General features: G+C 40.2%; 17 protein-coding genes. 1 reads left to right on the top strand and 16 read right to left on the bottom strand.

Features of this window, described 5'->3' with window-relative positions:
• Positions 1-7: 7 nt before the first annotated feature.
• Positions 8-1102, bottom strand: a complete 1095-nt coding sequence (gene gcvT / locus ACTU7M_RS02935; RefSeq protein WP_443472881.1) for a glycine cleavage system aminomethyltransferase GcvT — start codon at positions 1100-1102, stop codon at positions 8-10.
• Between the two features lie 285 nt (positions 1103-1387).
• Between gcvT and ACTU7M_RS02930 the strand changes: the two genes are divergently transcribed.
• The gene (locus ACTU7M_RS02930) at positions 1388-4819 is read left to right on the top strand and encodes a pyruvate carboxylase (RefSeq protein WP_443472880.1); all 3432 of its coding nucleotides are present in this window, start codon (positions 1388-1390) and stop codon (positions 4817-4819) included.
• A gap of 45 nt (positions 4820-4864) precedes the next feature.
• Here the strand turns inward: ACTU7M_RS02930 and ACTU7M_RS02925 are convergent, their stop codons facing one another.
• From ACTU7M_RS02925 to speD, 15 genes are all read right to left on the bottom strand, one after another.
• Entirely contained in the window at positions 4865-5389 is a 525-nt protein-coding gene (locus ACTU7M_RS02925; protein WP_443472879.1) for an acyl-CoA thioesterase, read from the bottom strand.
• 45 nt (positions 5390-5434) lie between these two features.
• Positions 5435-6049: an NUDIX hydrolase gene (locus ACTU7M_RS02920; protein WP_443472878.1), complete on the bottom strand. Its 615-nt coding sequence runs from the start codon at positions 6047-6049 to the stop codon at positions 5435-5437.
• A 73-nt stretch (positions 6050-6122) separates the two neighbouring features.
• A complete protein-coding gene (mgtA, locus tag ACTU7M_RS02915) occupies positions 6123-8648 on the bottom strand; it encodes a magnesium-translocating P-type ATPase (protein ID WP_443472877.1) in 2526 nt (841 codons plus the stop codon).
• 146 nt (positions 8649-8794) lie between these two features.
• A complete protein-coding gene (locus tag ACTU7M_RS02910) occupies positions 8795-10375 on the bottom strand; it encodes a hypothetical protein (RefSeq protein WP_443472876.1) in 1581 nt (526 codons plus the stop codon).
• Positions 10376-10811: 436 nt separating this feature from the next.
• A complete protein-coding gene (locus ACTU7M_RS02905; protein ID WP_443472875.1) occupies positions 10812-12068 on the bottom strand; it encodes a dicarboxylate/amino acid:cation symporter in 1257 nt (418 codons plus the stop codon).
• Positions 12069-12187: 119 nt separating this feature from the next.
• Positions 12188-13147 carry a DNA-methyltransferase gene (locus tag ACTU7M_RS02900; RefSeq protein WP_443472874.1) on the bottom strand — a complete coding sequence of 320 codons (960 nt, stop codon included), beginning with the start codon at positions 13145-13147 and terminating at the stop codon, positions 12188-12190.
• Positions 13148-13261: 114 nt separating this feature from the next.
• A complete protein-coding gene (locus ACTU7M_RS02895; RefSeq protein WP_443472873.1) occupies positions 13262-14086 on the bottom strand; it encodes a metallophosphoesterase in 825 nt (274 codons plus the stop codon).
• Positions 14086-15858, bottom strand: a complete 1773-nt coding sequence (gene recQ, locus ACTU7M_RS02890; protein WP_443472872.1) for a DNA helicase RecQ — start codon at positions 15856-15858, stop codon at positions 14086-14088. Before recQ ends, ACTU7M_RS02895 begins: the two co-directional genes overlap by 1 nt.
• Positions 15859-16020: 162 nt before the next feature.
• Entirely contained in the window at positions 16021-16977 is a 957-nt protein-coding gene (locus tag ACTU7M_RS02885; protein WP_443472871.1) for an NAD(P)-dependent oxidoreductase, read from the bottom strand.
• A 339-nt stretch (positions 16978-17316) separates the two neighbouring features.
• Entirely contained in the window at positions 17317-18453 is a 1137-nt protein-coding gene (gene nspC, locus ACTU7M_RS02880) for a carboxynorspermidine decarboxylase (RefSeq protein WP_443472870.1), read from the bottom strand.
• Positions 18453-19655: a saccharopine dehydrogenase family protein gene (locus tag ACTU7M_RS02875; protein WP_443472869.1), complete on the bottom strand. Its 1203-nt coding sequence runs from the start codon at positions 19653-19655 to the stop codon at positions 18453-18455. The genes nspC and ACTU7M_RS02875 overlap by 1 nt, the downstream gene beginning before the upstream one ends.
• Positions 19655-20521, bottom strand: coding sequence for an agmatinase (gene speB, locus ACTU7M_RS02870; protein ID WP_443472868.1), 867 nt, complete (start codon positions 20519-20521; stop codon positions 19655-19657). Before speB ends, ACTU7M_RS02875 begins: the two co-directional genes overlap by 1 nt.
• Positions 20511-21362, bottom strand: coding sequence for a polyamine aminopropyltransferase (gene speE / locus ACTU7M_RS02865; protein ID WP_443472867.1), 852 nt, complete (start codon positions 21360-21362; stop codon positions 20511-20513). Before speE ends, speB begins: the two co-directional genes overlap by 11 nt.
• Positions 21363-21364: 2 nt before the next feature.
• Positions 21365-22822: an aminotransferase class I/II-fold pyridoxal phosphate-dependent enzyme gene (locus tag ACTU7M_RS02860; RefSeq protein ID WP_443472866.1), complete on the bottom strand. Its 1458-nt coding sequence runs from the start codon at positions 22820-22822 to the stop codon at positions 21365-21367.
• Position 22823: 1 nt separating this feature from the next.
• Positions 22824-23597, bottom strand: coding sequence for an adenosylmethionine decarboxylase (gene speD / locus ACTU7M_RS02855; RefSeq protein ID WP_443472865.1), 774 nt, complete (start codon positions 23595-23597; stop codon positions 22824-22826).
• Positions 23598-23677 lie beyond the last annotated feature (80 nt).

Genomic DNA, 23677 nt, shown 5'->3' with positions numbered 1-23677 from the left:
TTACCTCCTACGCTTTTTTATAAAATGGTTTTTCTACAACTTGTGCTGGGACGTTTTTGTTACGAACAGCAATTTGAATGTGTGTACCAATTTGGCTGTGTTCAGTTTTGACCAATGCCATCCCGATACCTTTTTGTAAAGTTGGGGATTGTGTACCGGATGTAACGATGCCTATTTCTTCGCCTGTTTCGGAAAGGACTTTGTAATCATGGCGGGGAATGCCACGTTCCAACATTTCAAATCCGACTATTTTATGAGTCGTTCCTTCTTCACGTTGGCGTTTCAATGCTTCTTGTCCCAAAAAAGGCATTTGTTTTTTTGTTTTAACTGCAAAACCAACACCCGCCATAATTGGGGAAATATTTTCGCTTAAATCTTGCCCATATAGGGGCAAGCCAGCTTCCAGACGTAAAGTATCGCGGGAGCCCAAGCCACAAGGTGTTGTCCCAATCTCCAACAATGCCCGCCAAACTGCCTCAGTATCTTCAGCAGGTATATATAATTCAAAACCATCTTCACCTGTATAACCGGTTCGAGAAATCATAATATTATTGACATCAGAAACCGTCACTTGTTGATTGAATTTATGACGTCCAATGGTTGCTAAATCAAAATCCGTTAATTTTTGTAGAGATTCTTCAGCTTTTGGTCCCTGTATTGCTATTAGACCGATATGTTGAGAGATATTATCAAGCTCAGTGTCTTCAGTATTTTTGTGATCTAGCATCCACTTCCAAACTTTATTTGTGTTGGATGCATTACAGACAACCCAGAATTTTTCACTATTAAAACGGTAAATCATGACGTCATCAACCGCTCCGCCGTTTTCCGTACAAAAAACGTTATATTGAACAGAATCGTCCGTCATTCGCGAAACATTGTTGGAAACCAAACTATTCAAATAGGACTCCGCATTTGGACCCGTCACTAAAATCTCGCCCATATGAGAACAGTCGAAAATCCCCACAGATTCACGAACTGCTTGGTGCTCTTTCATAATTCCGCTGAATTGAATCGGCATTGCCCATCCACCAAAATCAACGAGCTTTATTTTTTGTTCTTGATAAAACCCGAATAGCGGTGTTTGCTTTAATTCACCCACAACCTCACTCCTTTTTCTCATGTTACTGTCATTTTAGCATAATGGATTAAATAAGCACTATCCATATGGTGACAATCTTCTATTGCGACTTTCGTAAAATACTGTAAAATACGTAAGTAAGAAAACACTAAAAAAACAATGAGAATTAAGCATATAGTGTTAGCATTGCATTCCCTATCACTTTTTCAATATCTATACGATTTATTTTGAAAACTCTTTTTAAAACCATTGATAAATATAGAAAAATTGTTTTTGGGAATGATTAAAATTTACGGAGGAGATCCTATGAAAAAAGTACTTGTTGCCAACCGTGGTGAAATTGCGATACGTATTTTCCGTGCTTTGACTGAACTCGAAATAGCTACAGTCGGAATTTACGCGCAAGAAGATGAAGGATCCGTTCACCGCTTTAAGGCAGATGAGGCCTATTTGGTTGGTAAAGGCAAAAAACCAATTGATGCTTATTTAGACATCGAAGGCATTATTACAATTGCAAAAGAAGCTGGTGCGGACGCCATCCATCCAGGATATGGTTTTCTTTCAGAAAATATCCACTTTGCGAGACGTTGTCAGGAAGAAGGCATTAAATTTATTGGACCTACATTGCACCATTTAGATATCTTTGGAGATAAAATTAAAGCAAAAACAGCTGCCATTGCGGCTGGCATTCAATCTATCCCAGGTTCAGATGGCCCTGTATCGAACGTTGACGAAGTATTAGCTTTTGCTGATCAACATGGTTATCCCATTATCATGAAGGCTGCTTTAGGTGGTGGTGGCCGCGGCATGCGAGTGGCGCGGAATGTGGAAGAAGCTGTTGAAGGATTTAAGAGAGCTCGGAGCGAAGCCTTGTCAGCGTTTGGAAATGATGAACTTTATGTGGAACGCTACATTCAAAATCCTAAACATATTGAAGTCCAAATTTTGGGTGATGAACATGGCAATTGCGTTCATCTATATGAACGGGATTGTTCAGTTCAAAGGCGCCACCAAAAAGTTGTCGAAGTCGCCCCTTGCATTAACATGCCTGATTATTTACGTGAGCAAATCTGTCAAGCAGCATTACGTTTGATGCAACATGTTGGTTATGTTAACGCCGGAACGGTAGAGTTCTTGGTCGAAGGTGAGCGCTTCTACTTTATTGAAGTAAATCCGCGCGTACAAGTTGAACATACGATTACAGAAATGATCACAGGTGTTGATATCGTGCAAGCACAAATCGAAATTGCGCGCGGGAAAAAACTGCATGAAGATATTGGTATTCCTCAACAAGCGGATATCCCTTTGATAGGTGCGGCAATCCAATGTCGTATTACCACGGAAGATCCTTTGAATAATTTCTTCCCAGATACGGGGAAAATCAATACCTATCGTTCGCCAGGTGGGTTTGGAATTCGTCTGGATGCGGGAAATGGATTCCAGGGAACTGTTGTTTCACCTTTCTTTGATTCTTTACTAGTAAAGATTTGCGTTCAAGGTCCTGATTTCGATCATGCCATTAAAAAAATGACACGATCATTAACGGAATTTAGAATTCGGGGAGTAAAAACAAATATTCCATTTCTGAAGAATGTCATTCAACATCCGGAATTTATTTCGGGCGATGCTAAGACGACCTTCATCGATGAGACGCCTGAACTATTTGTTTTCCCTGAAACATTAAACCGCGGGAATAAAATGCTTGCCTACTTAGGCAACATTACTGTAAACGGGTTCCCAGGGATTGCACGAGGAACGAAGAAATTTTATGAGAAGCCGCGTCTTCCGCAACATTTAGATTTGCCAGAAAAGCAATTAGTGACAGCAAAAATGGTGTTGGATAAACAAGGCCCTGAAGCAGTCAGTCAATGGATTAAAGATCAAAAAAACGTGCTATTGACAGATACAACTTTTCGGGATGCTCACCAAAGTTTATTGGCGACACGTGTCCGTACCCATGATTTGCTAAACATTGCCGAAGCTACACAAGAAGGCATGCCACAACTATTTTCGAATGAATTATGGGGAGGAGCTACTTTTGATGTGGCTTATCGCTTCTTGAATGAAGACCCGTGGGAGCGTCTGCGTAAATTGCGCCAGAAAATGCCTAATACGCTATTCCAGATGCTCTTTCGTGGTTCAAATGCTGTTGGTTATCAAAACTATCCTGACAACGCCTTACAACGTTTCATTGAAGGTGCAGCTGAAAATGGAATTGATGTCTTCCGCTTGTTTGATAGCTTAAACTGGACAGACCAAATCGAAAAAAGTATTCAGTATGTTCGGGATGTCAATAAAATTGCCGAAGCAGCCATTTGTTACACCGGTGATTTAAATGACCCCAAACAAGCGAAATATACAATTGATTATTATAAACAAATGGCTAAAGAATTTGAGAACATGGGTGCTCATATCATTGCCATTAAAGATATGGCGGGATTGTTAAAACCCCAAGCTGCCTATCGTTTGGTCAGCGAATTGAAGGATACTGTTTCACTTCCTATCCATCTTCACACACATGATACAAGTGGAAATGGAATCTTTACGTTAAGTGAGGCAATCAAGGCCGGTGTGGATATTGTTGACGTTGCACAAAGTGCCATGAGTGGAACAACAAGTCAGCCTTCTATGAGTAGTCTGTATTTCGCTTTAGAAGGAACTGAGCATGCTCCTGATTTAAATATCGAAAATGTTCAGAAAATCAACCGCTATTGGGAAGATGTCAGGGCTTATTACGAGGACTTTGAAACGGGTATTCATACCACTTCCACAGAAGTTTACCACCACCAAATGCCGGGTGGTCAATATACCAATCTCCAACAACAGGCAAAATCGGTGGGTCTTGAGGAAAGTTGGGATACTGTTAAAGACATGTATGCCACTGTAAACAAAATGTTCGGTGACATCGTTAAGGTAACCCCTTCTTCTAAGGTAGTTGGCGACATGGCATTGTTCATGGTTCAAAACAAATTAACAGAGGACGACGTCTATGAACGCGGGCGTGATTTCGATTACCCACAATCCGTCGTAAATTTCTTTAAGGGTGATTTAGGTCAGCCAACTGGTGGTTTTCCAGAAGAACTCCAAAAAATTATTCTTAAGGGTGAGGAACCGTTAACAGTTAGACCCGGCAGCTTAAGAGATCCAATTGATTTTGAGGCTTTAAAAATGGAATTGTCTGATAAAATCAAGCGGGATTCTTCAGAAGAAGATTTATTAGGATACTTGATGTATCCAGAAATATTCTTAGGCTACGCAGAAAACTTCAATCAGTTTGGTGATGTTACTAAATTGGATACACCTAGCTTCTTCCATGGTATGCGGACAGGTGAACAAATTGAAGTGGTTATTGAAAAAGGTAAAACACTGATTATTAAACTTAACCAAATCGGTGAGCCAGATTCTGAGGGTGTCCGTGTTCTTTATTTCGAATTGAACGGTCAAGGTCGTGAAATCGAAGTGAAGGATGCAAGTATCACTGCAACTACTGCCATTCGCAAAAAAGCTGAACCAACTAACAAAGAACATGTCGGGGCTTCAATGCCAGGTTCCGTGCTGGAAGTCCTGGTCAAAAAAGGCGATCGGGTTTCTAAAGGAAATCCGGTTGTTGTCACAGAAGCGATGAAGATGGAGACGACTATTCGTTCGAACATCAACGGTGTTGTCGACCAAATTTATGTGGTTGACGGTGACCGAATCGATGCAGGCGATTTGTTGATTGAAATTGATTCAAAATAAAAAAATGCGAACTTCAAGGGATTTATCTCCTGAAGTTCGCATTTTTCATTGTTCCCAAATAGGATTTAATGAGATGCTTTCTTGAATCATTTTATTGTGTTCTCTTTTTTCAAGGTTAATTTTACGACGCATATCATAATCGCTACAAATTGCGATTTCTTCATCCGATTCTGGCACCAACTTTGGCATGATAAAATCAGGATTGTCGCGGTCCTGTATAACATAAGTTAAAAAAGAATAAGCTGCCAAACGTTTTTCAAAAGTTTTTAAATCTGTTGCAACCAATTTTGTAAAAACCTCAACCGAAGATTTACCTGCCCCTGATACAAAAGCCTCTACATATATTTGCTCGGATTTGTGGACGGGACTTAAAAAAGTTAAATTATCTACCGTTGCAGTAAAAGATGGTTTTCGCAAAAATTTATAAACCGTTCCTCCTCCGGCACTATCAAAATGTGCCATTATATCCCCACCATAGTAGGTATCTTTATCATTTAAGTGTCGGTTTACTACAATTTCTGAACGGACTGTCCGCGTTTCATTACATGTACGCGTCGGTTGTTGAGACATTCTCTTTCCTCCCAGTTTTTAATAAATATCTATATTAAGATATTATCATAATAACCCATCTGGAGCAGTAATGAGTTCAATAAAATGATCCGTCATGTTGGCAGTATAGCCCCAAAGAGAATGACCGTTCAATTGGTAAAACGGGATTAGATGCTCCCCAGCTTTAAATCGATAGTCCCTTCCATTAGGAATCAAGTGATATGGGAAATCCTCTGGATGCTCCATCAAGAGTTTGGTAGCGTAGTAAGTCGGACGATGATCAATTAAGTACCGGACTGGAACCGTAAAGAGCGAGGCAACTTCTTCATTGAAATTAATTTCTTCAAAATCTAAATCTAATTTACTCACGAAACAATGAATGACCGCATACTCATTAACAATATAGTCAATTTCGCCCATAACATGTATGCATTCCCGTGTCACATTCAGTTCTTCCATGGTTTCGCGAATAGCTGCTTCCTGGAAATTTTCTCCTTCTTCTACTGCACCACCTGGAAATGACGTTTCCCCTGGTTGAGAAATCTTTTTGCTCCTTACTTCATACAAAATATGCCACTCGCCGTCACGCTGGATCAGGGGTAGCATGACGGAAAACTTACGTTTTTTCCCGAGCGGCTCACTCGAATGACGGTTTATTATCTCTTCAATTTTATCGATCATACTACCACCTCTTTTCTTTGTATCCTTATTTTATCAGATAAATGAATATATTTCAAATTCGAAATAATTTGTTTCACATTTTCTGAGCGTGTTGATAAAAAATTTTTTTTATAATTTCCATGGAAAAAACATAGAGGATTAAGAGTCCGCCCAACATGAGTAGTATTGACAATGGGATAGGTTGAAGGCTGAAGACCTTTGCGAGAGGTGTATAAAGAAGTATTAGCGTAAATATACCAAGAAACACCGAAAAAAATGCCAGCATCTTACCAGGTTTGCTCAAATAGAAAGGTTTTTTGGTTCGCATTACCATCAAGGTTACAAGTTCGGTAAATATTGAAAAGACAAACCATCCACTTTGGAATTGACCTTGGGATTCTCGAAAAATAGTGAAAAGGAGGAAAGTTGTAACATAATCAAAAACTGAACTTAGTAGCCCGAACGTCAGCATGAAATTCCTGATAAAACGCATGTCCCATTTTTGTGGTGATTTAAGTACGTCATTATCAACGTTATCACTGGATAACGCCAGAGCGGGAAAATCCGTCATAAAATTCAGTAATAAAATTTGTTTAGTCAAAAGTGGAAAGAAAGGCAAAATCATGGAAATACCAGCGACACTGAACATATTTCCAAAATTGGCACTCGTCGTTACCCATATATACTTCAGCGTATTACTAAAAGTCGTCCGCCCTTCTTCAATCCCTCGACTCAAGACCGCCAAACTTTTTTGCATCAATACAATATCCGCTAACTCTTTCGCCACATCCACAGCATTATCAACTGTTATGCTGACATCAGCTGCATGAAGTGCTGTTACATCATTAATACCATCGCCCATATAACCCACCACATGGCCTTTTTTCTTCAATGCTATAATAATCCGTTCCTTTTGATTTGGATCGACTTCTGCAAAAACTGTCGTTTCCTCAATTTTTTTCCATAAAACTTCATCACTCATGACGGCTAATTCTTTTCCAGTAATAATACCTGTTACTTTGAGTCCCACGGTTTCAGCGGTATGCAACGCGATGAATTTATTATCTCCCGTAATAATCCTTACTCCAACGCCTTTACGCTTTAATTCTGCGAGTGTAGTTGCTGAATCAACTTTTGGTGGATCATAAAAGAGAAGAAAACCCGTGAATATCATGTCTCTTTCATCCGAAACAGAAAGTGAGGCTGGGAAACTACCCGCCTTATAAGCTAATCCAAGCACTCTGATACCTTGATCGCTCCAGTCTTTATAACGTTTTTCAATGGCAGCAGTCAAAACAGCATCTTTTACCTGTATCTTGCCCTCAACGGTAACATACTTACAGACTTCTAAGACACTGCTGAACGCTCCCTTGGTCACTAAACTGGAAATGCCGTCTTCCCGGTATAAAACACTCACCCGACGACGGGTGAAGTCAAAACTAATTTCATCTAGTTTTTCCACATTTTCGATATTGATTTTGCGAGAATTATGAATAATTTCGTCTAAATTGTTCTTCATCCCTTTTTGCAAAGTGGCATTTAAGTAAGCGAGCCGGAAAACCTCTTCAGACTCTTCCCCCTTCCAATCAACAGCACCTGATAATTGGAGATCACCTTCTGTCAATGTTCCGGTTTTATCCGTACATAATGTATCCATACTTCCAAAATTTTCGATTGAATTAAGACGGCGGATAATAACGCCATTTTTTGCCATCACTCTCGCACCAGATGATAACGTAATACTCGTTATAGCAGGCAATAATTGTGGGGTAATGCCAACTGCCAATGCTACCGAGAAAAGCAAAGCATCTATTGCTGGTTTACTTAATAAAACATTAATGGCAAATACTACTAAAGTTAAAATCAACATAATTTGACTTAAGAGGTAACCAAAATGGCGCACCCCTCGTTCGAATTCAGTTTCCGGCATGAGCGCTGTTAATTGTTCGGCAATATTGCCATATTCGGTGCGCGATCCAGACTCCATGACCACCATCAAACCTGTCCCAATGAAGACACTTGTTCCCATAAATACACAATTTGATCTTTCTTCTAGGGAGCTATCCCTTTCTACAAGATTCGCGTGTTTTTCAGAAGCCATCGATTCTCCAGTTAGAACGGATTGATTTACAAATAAATCATCGCTAACCAAAATAAGTCCATCAGCCGGAATTAAACTACCAGTAGAAAGTTGAATAATATCACCCGGAACAATGTACTGCGAAGCTATATCAACAAAGGAACCATCTCTTTTTACTGAACATTTCACCTGTACATTGGATTTCAGCTTTTCTATGGCTTGATTGGCGCTATACTCTTGATAAAAACTCAAAATAGCACTGATTAAGACAATTAACAGAATGATTTGGGCATCAAACCAATCACCCGTTAACCCTGAAACTATGGTCGCGAAGAGGAGAATCAAAATGATTGGGTTTTTGAACTGATTCAAGAAAGCACGAAAAGTTGAATATTTTTCTTTTGTTTTCAGCGCATTTTCTCCATAAATGTTTAACCTTTTAGCAGCTTCTGTTGAACTTAAGCCTTCCATGCCAGATTGCACTGCTTCCAAAGCCTCTGGCAAGGGAATACTCCAGTACGACACCATTTTAGGTTCCATTCTAATCGCCCCTATTTTTTTAGATACCTCACTAAAATAACTCTTTCTGCGATTAGTATAGTCCATTCTGTTTAAAGATGAAATGAAAAAGGTAAATAAAAATAAGCAGCTGAAACCAAACTAGTTGGTTTCATGCTGCTCTATCTTTATTCGATTGTGATGCTGATAACGGCTTCTTGTTGTAATTCCAGATTAATTTTATCTCCGGCTTGTAAAAACGGCAAAGCTTTGTTCAGGCTGACCGGGACAGTGTAAATATCTGCGTCATTTCCTTCCAGTGTTAGGTAATAAACAGTTTCACCCTTTACAACCACTGCCTGAATTAAGTTAACAGTGCCATCGACGGTGGCTATTTCGCCTTCCAAGATCGGATCCTCATCTGTAATAATGACTTCTCCTCCGTTATAAGCTTGCCATGCTAGTTGCAAGGAGTTGCCAATCCCTACACGTTGATAATTTAATGCATCCACGAAAGCATATAATTTAATCAAGCCGGCAGAATCCTTCAAGGATAGTTGATAGACAGGTTTTCCGTTCATATTAAAGAGTAATGGGAATGTACTTGTATAATCCTTTTCCTGGACAGAACCTTCCGCACTATCCATCGCACTCCATTCAGTCGCAGTACTGATGTTGTAACGATTTGATTCTTTTGTTCGGGAGTTGACTAATACAAATCCAATATTAGATTCATCAGATGCAACCGAAGTCAGTCCGGTATAAAGGTACAAATCATCTTCGATTACAATATAGTTGTAGCCTTCAGCATTTTGAATGACACCTCGTTTTGTGATCATACTATTCCAGAAACCACTTTGATACTGGCCATTGTAGTTAATCTGATCCATTATCATATCCGCTGGGAAAATCCGATCTGCCCATCCTGGGATATCTTCCAATTTATAGCGTGTGATTTCACCAGTAACAGCATCCACGATAAAGGCTCCAACAACATCTTTTGGCCCCAAGAAACTGAATTGACGTTTAACGATCGGAGCAACATAGAATGGATGCCCTTCTTCGTCAATTTCAAAAACGGGATGTTCGAACAAGGTTGTGGGATGTTGCAAGAAAATATGACGCGTAATGTCATCATTCAAAAAGCCTGAATGAGAGTAACGAATATTTTCGTCGGGATTAATTAAATCAGCTTCACCCGTAACCATATCTACCATGACATAATGAGGAATCCCTTCACTACGGTTACTAAACCAGCGCCACACATTTACATATTCAAGAGGGGAAACACGAACGGAATCTCCATTGTAAACAATTTGGGTAAATTCATCAGAGACATTGAATTGCGAAACCAAATCCAATACTTCCCCGATTTTACGACTTCCCAAACGTTCCGCCATATCGCGGTCTATGGTTGGAATCTCACTTGGATTCGTTACTACCACATCTTCAGCGAAATCTCCCTCTTGATGTGTAATAAGGTCGGCGTAACTTCTTGAACGAAAAATTGGCAAACCGATAATCAATCCAATAATCAACGCCAGGATTCCAAAACCTATGATGGTGCCATTAACCTTTAGTAATTTTGCATCTTTTCGCGCATCAAGTAAATACGACAACCCAGCACTAGCCACGAAGTAAAGTAGAAAATTAAACCAAAATTCTAAAGATTGAAACGTTAATGGTGTCAAGGAAAAATACCAATAAACCATGAGAATAATCAAGGGCAAACCATAAGAGATTGCCAGATTCTTCCATCCTTTAATCATAATAAAACCTCCTCCAGTCTTTCTGAATTTATTATACCATTCCTTCATGTCCTAATTGTAAGACCAAAGGATGAATATTTAATACGCTTCTCACAGCAAAGCTCATCATTTTTCCAGTAAGTCTCAAGCAATAGTCCAACAGAAAATCCGCTGCAATAACCACCACCTAGTTAGTGCGGCGATTAGCGTGGTTAAAACGTACGAACGCCGCACTTGAGCTACTAAGTGCGGCGTTCAGGATATAGATGGTTGCGGAAAGCCGCATTTTTCTATTAAATGCGGCTCTGTGAGAATAAAATAATTCTAAACGCCGCACTTTTTAGAAAAATGCGGCGTTCAGGATTATATGGACTGCCGGAACGCCGCACCTTTTCTTCGATACTCAGCCAAAAAAATCAAAAACACCTTTCAAACCAAGTTGAAAGGTGTTTTTGATTTAGGCTTCGTTTTGAGCCACTATTGGTTGTTCCACAAAAACTTCTGATTCTTCTTCCTCTGCAATACCAAAGCGTCCTTTGATTTTATCAACAATCAAGGCAATTGCATTATCACCGGAAACATTACATGCTGTTCCAAAGCTGTCTTGTGTTAGGTACAAAGCAATCATCAAACTCGCCAATGGTCCATTTGAAGCAATACCAATAAGTGGTAGGAATGGGAGAGCACTCATAACTGCCCCACCCGGAGCTCCTGGAGCTGCAACCATGCTGATACCTAGTATCATGATGAATGGCGCAAACGTTGCAAAGCCCATTTCCATGTTATTCATCATAAGAATAGCGACGGAGAAAGCCGTCAGGGAAACCATACTGCCCGATAAATGGATCGTTGCACCTAATGGTACTACAAATTCACGTATACTCTTTGAAACGCCATTCTTTTCAGCAACTTTAACGTTAATCGGAATCGTTGTCGCAGAGGATTGTGTCCCCGCAGCAGTCAACCATCCCGGAATTTGATTTTTCAAATATGGAAATGGATTGGTTTTTGTTACCGCACCAGCTACACCAAATTGGAAAATCAAGATCAAGAAATGCATTGCGAAAATGATTAAATAGACGCGCCAGAAGATACTCAATACTCGCCATACTTCACCCGTATAACTCATCAACGTAAATGTTGCAGCAATGTAATAAGGTAATAAGGGGATTATCGTTTTCTCTAGAGCCATTTGAATGATGTATTGGAAACCATTGAAAAAGTCTCCCATCGTATCGCCAATTTTACTTGTTTTCTCATTTCCACGTAAAGCAGAAATTCCTAACCCCATCATAAATGCAAATACCAACGCTGATGTCACATCAAACAATGGTTCCAGTGGAATCGTAAATAACGGTGCCACTGTTTCCGTATTCCCATTCATTATAGCTGCAGTTGCGGCCTCATTAATGAAAGTAGGGAAAATTAAGCGTGATACGGTGTAAGAAAATGTTCCAGAAATCAACGTAAAACCATAAGCTAAACTTAACGTTAATCCCAGTAATTTCCCTGCTCCAGATTTTAGTTCCCCAATTCCAGCTGTTACAAAGGCTACAATCATAAGTGGAATAATAAATGAAATATACGCTGACACAAAAGAACTAAACGTTACAAAAATACTCATGATGGATTCGGATACGAAGGACCCCAATACAACACCTGATATAATACCAATAATCAATTTGGGAACTAAGCCAAGCTTTTTCTTCTCCATAAAACATCCTCCGTTTAAATTAAAATTAGATTAAAACATGCTCCTTATCATACAGAGTCAGAAACCCTTTGTCAATCATTATTTAAAACAAAAAAACACAGATTACTCAATTCTGTGTTTTATTTGTCATATTTATTTTGTTCAACCATTGTATTGCGTTCCCAAAATACTTGATTGCGGTATCCTTGAATATTAGCATCCTCATTTGCCATTTCCAATCGTTTTTCTGCCCAAATACAGTACCTTTCATTCTGCTCGATGCCAATATAGTTTCTGCCCAGTTTTTTGGCCACTACACTGGTCGTGCCCGATCCCAAAAATGGGTCCAAAACGATATCTCCCGGGTTGGAACTGGCTAATATAAGCTTGGCAACTAACTTTTCGGATTTTTGAGTAGGGTGAGCTGTATTTTCAGTCATAGACCAAAAAGGAATGGTGATATCGTCCCAAAAATTTGATGGATGGGTATCGCGGAAGTTCCCTTCCCTCGTTTCTTCCCAATCTTTGGGAACTCCATTCGTTGTATAAGGAGCCCAAACTTTTTTCCTTACCTTTACATCATTTACATTAAATGTATATTTTTCAGTCTTGGTACAAAACCAAATGTCTTCCATTCCATTTTTCCAATTAGAATGCGATCCGCGCCCTTTTTCACGTTGCCAAGTGATGCGATTTTTGATATTTAAATGATTGGCTAATATCGGGCCGATGATTAAACTCGATTGCCAATCACAGCATACATATAAACTCCCGTTTTCTTTCAAAACAGGCAACAAAGACATTAACCATTTCTCAGTGTAATCTTGATAATCTTTCGTTTTTTGTTTAGGAAAATGATGACCATGATAGTTTTTTGCCAAATTATAAGGGGGATCAACGATAATTAAATCGACGCTTTCTTTGGGAAGTAAAGGCAATACCTCGAAGGTATCTCCAATAATAGTCTGGTTTAAGATTTGTTCTTTAGTTGGTGGTTCCGTTATCTTGGAACAACGTGATAAATAGGTTTGACCTTCTTCTATTTTCGTAGCTAATGTTTTATTTCGCTTCGATTTTTCAGCTTTTTCCAATGCAATCACCCACCTTCCCTTCTATTATATAACGCTTTCAATAATTAAGACAATTATATTTTAAAGCGGTTACATTATCTGGAAAATAAAAATCATGAGGCCAGAAATTCCAACCTCATGGTTTTATTTTGATTCGAGCGATATTATTATTACCTCTGGTCGATTCATAAAACGGAATGGTATCCCACTGTTTCCGAGTCCGCGATTCACAACCATAGTTGTATTTTTCTCAGTATATGTTCCCAACGAGTACTCTGGGAAAAAGCCTTGCCCGGGTGCAAACAGAGCTCCAAGAATTGGCAAACGAATTTGCCCGCCATGAGCATGCCCACTCAAAACAAGATCAATCTCTTCCTCGACGTAACTCGACATCTCTTCAGGGCGATGGGATAACAAAATTTGGTACCCTTCATCGGTAACTAATTTCTTTAGTTCTTGATGCATTCTTTCATATTTATCTTCAAAGGAAAGTGCTGAATTAATAAAATTAGGATCTTCAAGCCCCAGGATTCGTATGGATTCGTCATCTTTTTCAATCTTAATCTGGTGATTGTCCATCATGTTAACGCCGGCTGCTTCCATTTGCTTAGCCAATTTAGTGAATAAATCGAATCGACTCGCTTCGTGATTGCCCGTTACATAGTAAACCGGAGCAATTTCACATAACGATTCAATAACACTTATAGCAATATCTAAATCAGGAAACGTGCTGTCAATGAGGTCCCCCGTCACGGCAATCATATCTGGATTTTCTTCAGCAATCTTATCAATTAAGTCGGAACCAAAATCCTTATTGTGTAAATCCGAAACTTGAGCAATTTTAAATGAATCGAATGAATCTGGTATTTCGTCATCTCTGATTGTTAGATGATTTATTTCTAGTGCATTGGTACCCCAAAAAATGTAGCCGATGAGTATCAATAATACGATTCCTATCTTCTTACGCACTACTTTGACTCCTTATAAATTTTAATTATTTCCATAAATGCTTCACCATAATTGACAAGCTTACTTTGTCCAACACCATGAACAGCAAGAAACTCTTGATCTGTGGTTGGTAGTTTATCAGCCATGTCGATTAAACTCTTATCTGTGAAGACCACAAAGGGTGGTTTTCCTATGTCTTGCGCAATTTCCAAACGTAATTGACGCAGTTCTTCAAACAAACTTTCGTCATAATCGACTACTTCAGCCATGGTATGCGGCTGTTCATCCAATATTTTCCGTGTCATCAACAATGTATCTTTTGCCAGCAATAATTCGTTTGTTTTCTGAGTGAAAACGAGGATTGGATACTTATCACCTGACAAAGCCAGATAGCCTTCACTTAACATCAAAGAAATAATATCCTTGATACTGCTATCCGTGTATTTTGCCATGATACCATAAGTTGAAAGATGGTCAAATTTAAATTGGCGAATACGTTCATTGTTTTTACCGCGTAAAACATCGGTGACCATTCCAGTACCAAAACGTTGATCCATACGATAAATACAAGACAAAATCTTTTGACACTCTACCGTTACGTCTACCGTTTCTGTATGACCGTCACAGTTTGAGCAATTTTCACAGCGGGTCCAGCTCGTTTCTTCATCAAAATAATTCAATATAAAACGACGTAAACATTTTCCCGTTTTGCAATAAGAAATCATGCGGTTTAATTTTTCCTTGGCATGTGGTTGATTTCCTTGTTCGATCAAAAAAGTATTCGTTATGATATCCTGCCCTGAGTACAAAAGTATAGCCTCGGCAGGTGCGCCATCACGTCCTGCCCGCCCTGCTTCTTGATAATAACTTTCCATATCCAAAGGCATATTATAATGGATCACTTTGCGTACATTGGATTTATCGATACCCATTCCAAAGGCATTTGTCGCAACAATAATTGATTTGCGATCATAAATAAAATCGTCCTGATTCTTGTTACGTTCGTGCGCAGAAATACCAGCATGATAGTAAGTTACGGGAAGTCCTTTTTTGGCTAAATTATTATATACGGTTTCGACATTTTTGCGGGTATTACAATAGATAATGGTCGAACCTTCTTTGTCAATGAAGCGTAAAACATCCTTGCTTTTTTGCTTGGAAGAAATAACCGAGAAATACAAATTCGGTCGGTCAAAACTCGCTACGAATTCGTGAGGTGACTGCAGACGCAATTGCTGGATGATATCATTTTTCACCAAGGTAGTAGCCGTCGCAGTAAAACCAGCGAAAGGAACACCCGCCCCGACTACATCCCGCAACTGGGGAATGGTCTGATAGCTTGGACGAAAGTCTTGGCCCCATTGCGAAATACAATGGGCTTCATCTACTGCAATAAGATTTATATTCATATGTTGAATGGTATTTAAGAAGTGCTCGCTCCCTATCCGTTCCGGAGCGATATACAATAAGTCATAATAGCCGAATAAAGCTTTATCCATTGTTTCCCGGTAAGCAGCCGTATCCAATTGACTATTTATATACCCTGCCCGTACTCCCATCGTTTGCAAAGCGTCAACTTGATCTTTCATCAAGGAAATTAACGGGGAAATGACAAGACCAGTTCCTTCTTGGGTGATTGCTGGAATTTGGTAGCACAAAGATTTACCGCCACCAGTCGGCATAATCCCCAAGACATCCTGACCGTTCATCAAGGATTCAATTAATTCTTTTTGTCCAGGCCGAAAAGAATCATATCCATAAAATTCTTTTAATACTGTTTCTATTTTCTTCATGACATCGCTCCATCAAAAATCTCTTTTACTAGTATACACGAATTTTAAGAGCTTTGTGTTATTCAACTTCAGAATTAGGAACTTCTTTGAATTCTTTCCAATAAAAACAAACCGCCCGCAAGGTTCTGCAGACGGTCTAGCTTATATTGACAATTCAAATTTCTAAATGTTCACAATGTTTTGAGGTTCATTTTTCAAGAATGCCAAGGCATTTTCAAAAACGATTTGCGCCCTCAGTACCATGGCTTCATCAGTCAGGAAACCAACATGAGGCGCTAATACAGCATTTTTGGCATCCAATAATGGATAATCCAACGGTAGAGGCGGTTCCATATCAAACACATCAATACCTGCCCCAGCAATAGCACCCGCATTCAAAGCCTCAGCAAGGGCTTTATTATCAATAACTGGACCTCTAGCAGTGTTGATAATGATTGCAGTCTTTTTCATTTTGGAAATCATTTCTTTAGAGATAATACCGCGTGTGTCATCCGTCAATGGCAAATGGACGGAAATGATGTCACTTTCTGCCATTACAGTCTCCAAGTCGTGATAAGTCAAGCCTAATTGTTTTGCCTCTTCATGCTCGGTACGATTATAACCTATCAGTGTTCCTCCGAAGGCCTTATAAAGTTCCGCTGTTTTCGTTCCTAGTTGCCCTGTCCCGATGATACCAATTGTTTTCCCTTTGATTTCACGACCTTGGAAAGGTCCCGGGAAATTTGCTTGGCGAATGGCTGCATCCCCTGCAGTAAGTCCACGATAAACATCCAACGTCAAGCCAATAGCAAGTTCCGGAACAGATTGAACCGAATAGCCTGCCGCATTCGCAATTTTTATGTCTTTATCTTTTGCAGCTTTGGCATCCACGTGATCGACGCCTGTAAAAGCAACGTTAATCAATTTTAAGTTATCGGAAGCTTCAATCACTGCAGCCGGATAAGGATTATTCGCAATAATAACGATATTCGCATCTTTACTGCGTTGTTTTAATTCTTCCGTGTCAGTTGTTTTTTTATCATAGTAGACAAACTCATGCCCCATATCAATGAGAGGCTTTGCCAGTTCATCAATCATTTCCTTTGAAACACGTAATGGTTCTAATAATTTAATAATCATTCCATCCACCCTTTCAACGTACTACTTCCATTGTCCGCAAGTTTCCCTTTTTTTGCAAGCGCGATAACTCCCAACGTTAATAACGACCAGATTTTTTCCGATTAACATTTGATATAAAAAAGCGACGATGAGAAAATGAGGGAGTAGCTAATAGGCGCAAAATTGCCAATTAATGACGATTAACAATTTACTAAACAGCTCATCGTCGTTTTTTTGGTAAATCGCGACGATGAGCTCAAACAACAAAATTTAATCGTCGCCTCCGCCAAATAAAAGCAACTTTTAAAACCTTAAACTATGAAAAAACCAGCCCAGGAATTCCCGGAACTGGTTCATTTATTAAGACAATCTTTCTTTGAATTCCTCATAACCGAATTCTTTGATTGTTTGGACTGTACCATCTGTTTTCAACAAACGAATGGAGGGCAAGGCAATACCGTTGAAGGTATTGTTTTTAACCATCGAGTAAATGGCCATGTCGGTAAAGACGAATTTGTCGCCGACCTTCAAAGGTTCATCGAAGGAATAATCTCCAATGATGTCTCCTGTCAAACAGGTATTACCGCCAAAGCGATAAGGGTAAGTTTTTTCTCCGATTTCCCCACTGTCAATAATGACCGGACGATAAGGAACTTCCAGGACATCAGGCATGTGACAAGTTGCGGATGTATCCAAAATCCCGATATTGATATCATTGTGGACGACTTCTAATAAGGAAGAAACCAGGTAGCCTGCATTAAGGGCAATTGCTTCTCCAGGCTCTATATAGACTTCCAGCCCAAATTCATTTTGCATGCGTTTAATGCAACGCTCCAACTTTTCAATATCATATCCATCGCGGGTTATATGGTGTCCACCCCCGAAATTGATCCATTTCATTTGGGGTAAATACTTACCAAATTTTTCAATGATGACATCCAGCGTTGATTCTAAATCTTCTGAATCCTGTTCGCATAAGGTATGGAAGTGGAGACCTTCTATTCCATCCAATGAATCTTCTCTAAAATTATCAATTGTTACGCCAAATCGAGACCAGGGTGCACAGGGGTCATATAAAGCGTGATTCCCCTGGGTGGAATGTTCAGGATTGATACGAATCCCGCAGCTTGCTTTCCCTTTGATTTTGTTCTTGTATTTCTCCCATTGGGCAAAGCTATTGAAAACAATATGATCACAAATTTCCAAAATTTCATCAAATTCATGTTCCATATAGGCTGGGGCGAAAATGTGATTCTCACCCTGCATCTCTTCATGTCCCAAACGCGCTTCGTACAACCCACTAGCAGTTGCACCACTAATGTATCGGCGAATCAGCGGATATGTGGCAAAGGCAGAGTAAGCTTTTTGTGCCAACAAAACGTGACAGCCGGTCCGTTCTTCCAAGCCGCGTAGAATGATCAAGTTATCGATTAATTTCTGTTCGTCTATGACATAACTTGGCGTTTGAACTTGTTGTAATATATCTAGTCGGTTCATTAATCAACCAACACCGGATTAAAATCTTCTTGCCATGGCAGACCCCACTTGTTCAAGGCATCCATGAATGGATCTGGATTAAATTCCTCGATGTTATAAACACCGGCGCCTTGCCAAGTACCAGTCATAATCATCATGGCGCCAATCATTGCCGGCACACCAGTTGTATAGCTGACTGCTTGCGAACCAACTTCTTTATAAGCTTCTTCATGGTCGCAAACATTGTACACGTAGTAAGTAACATCTTTGCCATCTTTTTTCCCTTGCATGATGCAACCAATGTTGGTCTTCCCTTTCGTGCGAGGTCCCAAAGAAGCAGGATCAGGCAAGACAGCTTTCAAAAATTGCAATGGCACAATCTGTTTGCCCTCGAATTCGATGGGCTCAATACTCGTCATGCCAACATTTTCCAAACATTTTAGATGTGTCAAATAACTTTCTCCGAAAGTCATGAAGAAGCGGATTCGCTTGATGCCTTTGATATTTAAAGCCAGCGATTCTAGTTCTTCATGGTGTAAGAGATACATATCTTTTTCACCGACTTGGTCGAAATTGTAGCTACGCTTAATTTCCATTGGTTCAGTTTCAACCCACTCACCATTTTCCCAATAACTACCATTTGCACTGACTTCGCGGATATTAATTTCCGGGTTGAAGTTGGTCGCGAATGGATAACCATGGTCGCCGCCGTTACAGTCCAAGATATCGATGTAGTTGATTTCATCGAAATAATGTTTCATCGCATAAGCAGAGAACACTCCCGTTACACCAGGGTCAAAGCCACTTCCCAACAAAGCCGTAATGCCCGCTTCTTCGAAGCGTTTTTTGTATTCCCATTGCCATTTGTATTCAAATTTCGCTGTATCTGTTGGTTCATAATTTGCTGTATCCACATAATGGGTCTTTGTTTGTAAACAGGCTTCCATGATCGTTAAATCTTGATATGGTAATGCCAAGTTCAAGACAACTTCAGGTTGGAATTCATTGATCAATGTGACCAATTCATCAACGTTATCCGCATCCACTTGTGCTGTGTGGATAACGGTTTTTGTTTTACCTTCTAAATCTGCTTTGATTTTGTCGCACTTTGATTTTGTGCGGCTTGCAATCATAATTTCCTCAAATACTTCGCTGTTTTGTGCACATTTGTGCGCTGCTACAGAAGCAACGCCCCCTGCACCGATAATCATACATTTACCCATTATTTCATCTCCTTATTTGTATTTAAAGCGAGTAGTAACTCACGTAACGTTTTACATGCCGTTGCAGTGGAGGCCCCACTTGCATCCAGTTTTGGTGATAATTCATTGATGTCTGCCCCAACTATATTCAATGGCGCCACTGTCAAAATTCCTTTTAACAATTCATTGAAGGTAATGCCGCCTGCTTCCGGTGTTCCCGTTCCAGGGAAAACGGAAGGATCCAGCACATCAAAATCAATCGTCAAATAAACGGGTTTCCCTTCCAACTGGGAAACGATATCTTCCAAAGTATCCAAAGTGAATTTTTCCGTGTAGACATGGTCCTTACCCCATTCAAATTCACTGCGGTCACCGGAACGAATCCCGAATTGGAAAATGCGACCATCCCCGAGAATATCCCAGCAACGATGGATGACGCACGCATGGGACAACTGTTGTCCCAAATAATCATCTCGCAAATCGGCATGGGCATCAAACTGGATAATATGCAAATCCGGGTATTTTTCCGCAACAGCACGCACCGCTCCCAAGGTAACCAAGTGCTCGCCTCCGATCATGACCGGTAGCTTGCCATCCGCCAATATACGGGCCGTATAATCCGTAATCATATCCAATGCTCGTTCAGGTCCACCAAATGGTAATTCTAATTCACCGCCATCAAATACATGGATATCCAACAAATCCTTATCCTGATAAGGACTGTACGTTTCGATACCAAAACTCTCAGAACGCATTTCCTTTCCGGCAAAGCGAGTACCCGGACGATAGGATGTCGTACTGTCATAAGGAGCACCGAAAATGACAAGTTCTGCTTCTGAGTATTCACTTTCACAACCAATAAAGGTTTCGATATTTCTATTCAACATCTGTCAATAAGTCCTCCACATAGTTCGGCAATGCAAACGAACCGCGGTGCAGAGCCGGATTATAATATTTCGTTTTTAGTCCCAATGCGTCCCACGCTGCGCCATCCAAATCTTTCAACGGATGGAAAGATTTAGATGCAAATCCAAACAACCAGTGCCCAGAAGGATAAGTAGGAATATGTGCTTGATAGACTTTAGCAATCGGGAAAGATTCTATGATGCGTTTATGTGCACGTTGCATGGCAATGGCATCATTTTGGTAAAAGGGACTCTCATGTTGATTCACCATGATACCCGCTTCATTCAGGGCTTTGAAACAATTGCCATAAAATTCTTTTGTAAATAACCCTTCGCCTGGTCCAAACGGATCTGTCGAATCGACAACGATCAAATCATATTCATTTTCAAACTTCCGCACGAACTTCAAGCCGTCTTGATAGTGCAAATGGACGCGGGGATCATCAAAAGCACAGGCTGTTTGTGGCAAATATTTTACACATACGTCCACAACTTCTTCGTCGATTTCAACCATATCAATATGTTCGATTGTTTCATAGCGCGTTAATTCGCGAATAACCCCACCATCGCCGGCACCGATGACCAGTACTTTTTTAATAGCAGGATTCACTGCCATCGGTACATGGACAATCATTTCGTGATAAATAAATTCATCTTTTTCCGTTAACATCATGAATCCATCCAAGGTCAAAAAACGTCCGAATTCCGGTGAATGAAAGACATCAATGCGTTGAAATTCACTTTGACCGCTATACAACTGTTGGTCCACTTTAATTGATAATTTTACGTTTTTCGTATGAAACTCGTTGTACCATAAATCCATTCTCATACCTCCTCCAACACATTCAGACGTTCAATATTCATATCTTCTGCACCGGTCATAAAACAACCTTTTGCTTTGGCATAGACGATATAATCAACAATTTCTTGGGTAATTTCTTCTCCTGGAGCCAAGACTGGTATTCCCGGCGGATAAGCCATCACAAATTCATTGCAGACCCGGCCGACTGTTTCGGCTAAAGGTAAAGAAACGATTTTATCGGCATAGAAAGCTACTTGTGGGGTGGTCTTCACGATCGGATTGATATAGTCATGGTCAATCATACCCGCTTTATCTTTTTTGTAACGACGGCGGATTTCAGACAAAGCACCGACTAAACGCTCTAAATCGCGTTCCCGGTCCCCAACTGAAACATAAGCCAACAGGTTGCCCATATCTCCGAATTCGGCCTGAATGTCATATTCATCCCGCAGCAAGTCATACACTTCAACACCGGCCAATCCGGTCTCAAACGTGTTAATGGATAGCTTGGTGCGGTCAAAATCATAAATGGTGTCACCATCGATAATTTCGTCGGAGTATGCGTAGTAATCACCAATTTCGTTGATTTCTTTGCGGGCATATTCGACAAGTTCAAGTACTTTATCAAAAATCCCCTGACCGTTCAGAGCCAAGTTTTTACGGGATAAATCCAGACTTGACATCAGCAGATAGGAACCACTTGTTGTCTGGGTCAAGTTGATGGTCTGGCGTACATGACCGACATTCATTTTTTCACCAATCAATAAGAAGGAGCTTTGTGTCAACGACCCGCCCGATTTATGCATCGATACGCTGGCCATGTCCGCCCCTACCTCCATAGCTGTTGCAGGGAGTTTATCACTGAAATAAAAATGGGTGCCGTGCGCCTCATCCACCAAAACCAACATTCCTTTGCTGTGCGCATAGTCGGTAATTTCCTTCAAGTTGGAGCAAATGCCGTAATAGGTCGGATTGTTGACAAAAACGGCTTTAGCATCCGGATGTGCTTCAATCGCTTTTTTAACGTCTTCAACCGCCATCCCTAACGATATTCCCAAACGTTTATTGGTACCAGGGTTCACATAAACGGGCTCAGCACCATTCAACACCATGGCATTGATCACAGAGCGATGGACATTACGTGGCAAAATGATTTTTTCGCCACGTTTTGTGGCCGCAAAAACCATGGCTTGAACAGACGAAGTTGTACCCCCCACCATCAAGAAAGCATGGGCTGCCCCAAATGCATCGGCTGCCAGTTTTTCGGATTCGTGAATAACCGAGACCGGGTGAGTCAAGTTATCAAGTGCCTTCATCGAGTTGACATCAATGCTCATGGTTTTCTCACCCAAGAACTTTGTCAATTCGGGATTGCCTCGTCCACGTTTGTGCCCGGGAACATCGAATGGGACTAAGCGATTATGTTTCATTTCGTTTAGAGCTTCCATGATCGGTGCTCGTGATTGGTCAAGTTTGTACATTTCAACCTCCTAAATAAATGTTGCTGCCACTAAAAATTTCTATCATTTCCTGGCGCAAATTGGTCATAATTTCCATGCGTTTTTTTGGATCAATTTCATAAACATCGGATTTGAATAAATAATTTTGTAAATCCATTTCTTTAACCAACATTTTGGTGTGGAAAATATTATTTTGATAGACATTCACATCAACTGTGTCATATTTTTGCAGGATTTCATCGTCGATGTAGTCCTGGATTGAAGTTATTTTGTGGTCGATATATAGTTTTTGACCGGTTACATTTCTTGTGAATCCTCTGACTTTATAATCCATGGTGATGATGTCAGAATCAAAGCTACCGATTAAAAAATCCAACGTACTGAGCGGAGTGATTTCACCGCATGTGGCAACATCAATATCCACTCGGAAAGTAGCAATACTTTTTTCCGGATGAAATTCCGGATAGGTGTGGACTGTCACGTGACTCTTATCAAGGTGCCCGACAATTGTTTCGCCATCCATATTTGCCCGCATGCTCTCTTCAGCAAGCAGAATTGTGACGCTCGCGCCTTGCGGGTCATAATCCTGCTTCGAGATATTCAAAACGGTTGCACCAATCATCTCTGTCAGCTGAGTCAAAATATGTGTCAAACGCTCTGAGTTATATTGTTCATCAATATAAGCGATATAGTCGCGTTGTTCGCGTTCGGTTTTTGCGTAACAAACGTCATAGATATTAAAACTTAATGACTTTGTTAAATTATTGAATCCATACAGCTTTAATTTCTGGTCCATCTCACTACTCCATCCACAAAATTTTTACATAAAAAAACACAAGTGCGCTGGTAAAGTACCGTTCACACTTGTGTTATCCG

The organism is Jeotgalibaca sp. A122 (genome assembly GCF_052266715.1).
Lineage (GTDB): Bacteria > Bacillota > Bacilli > Lactobacillales > Aerococcaceae > Jeotgalibaca.
This window is presented reverse-complemented; position numbering and strand designations above follow the sequence as displayed.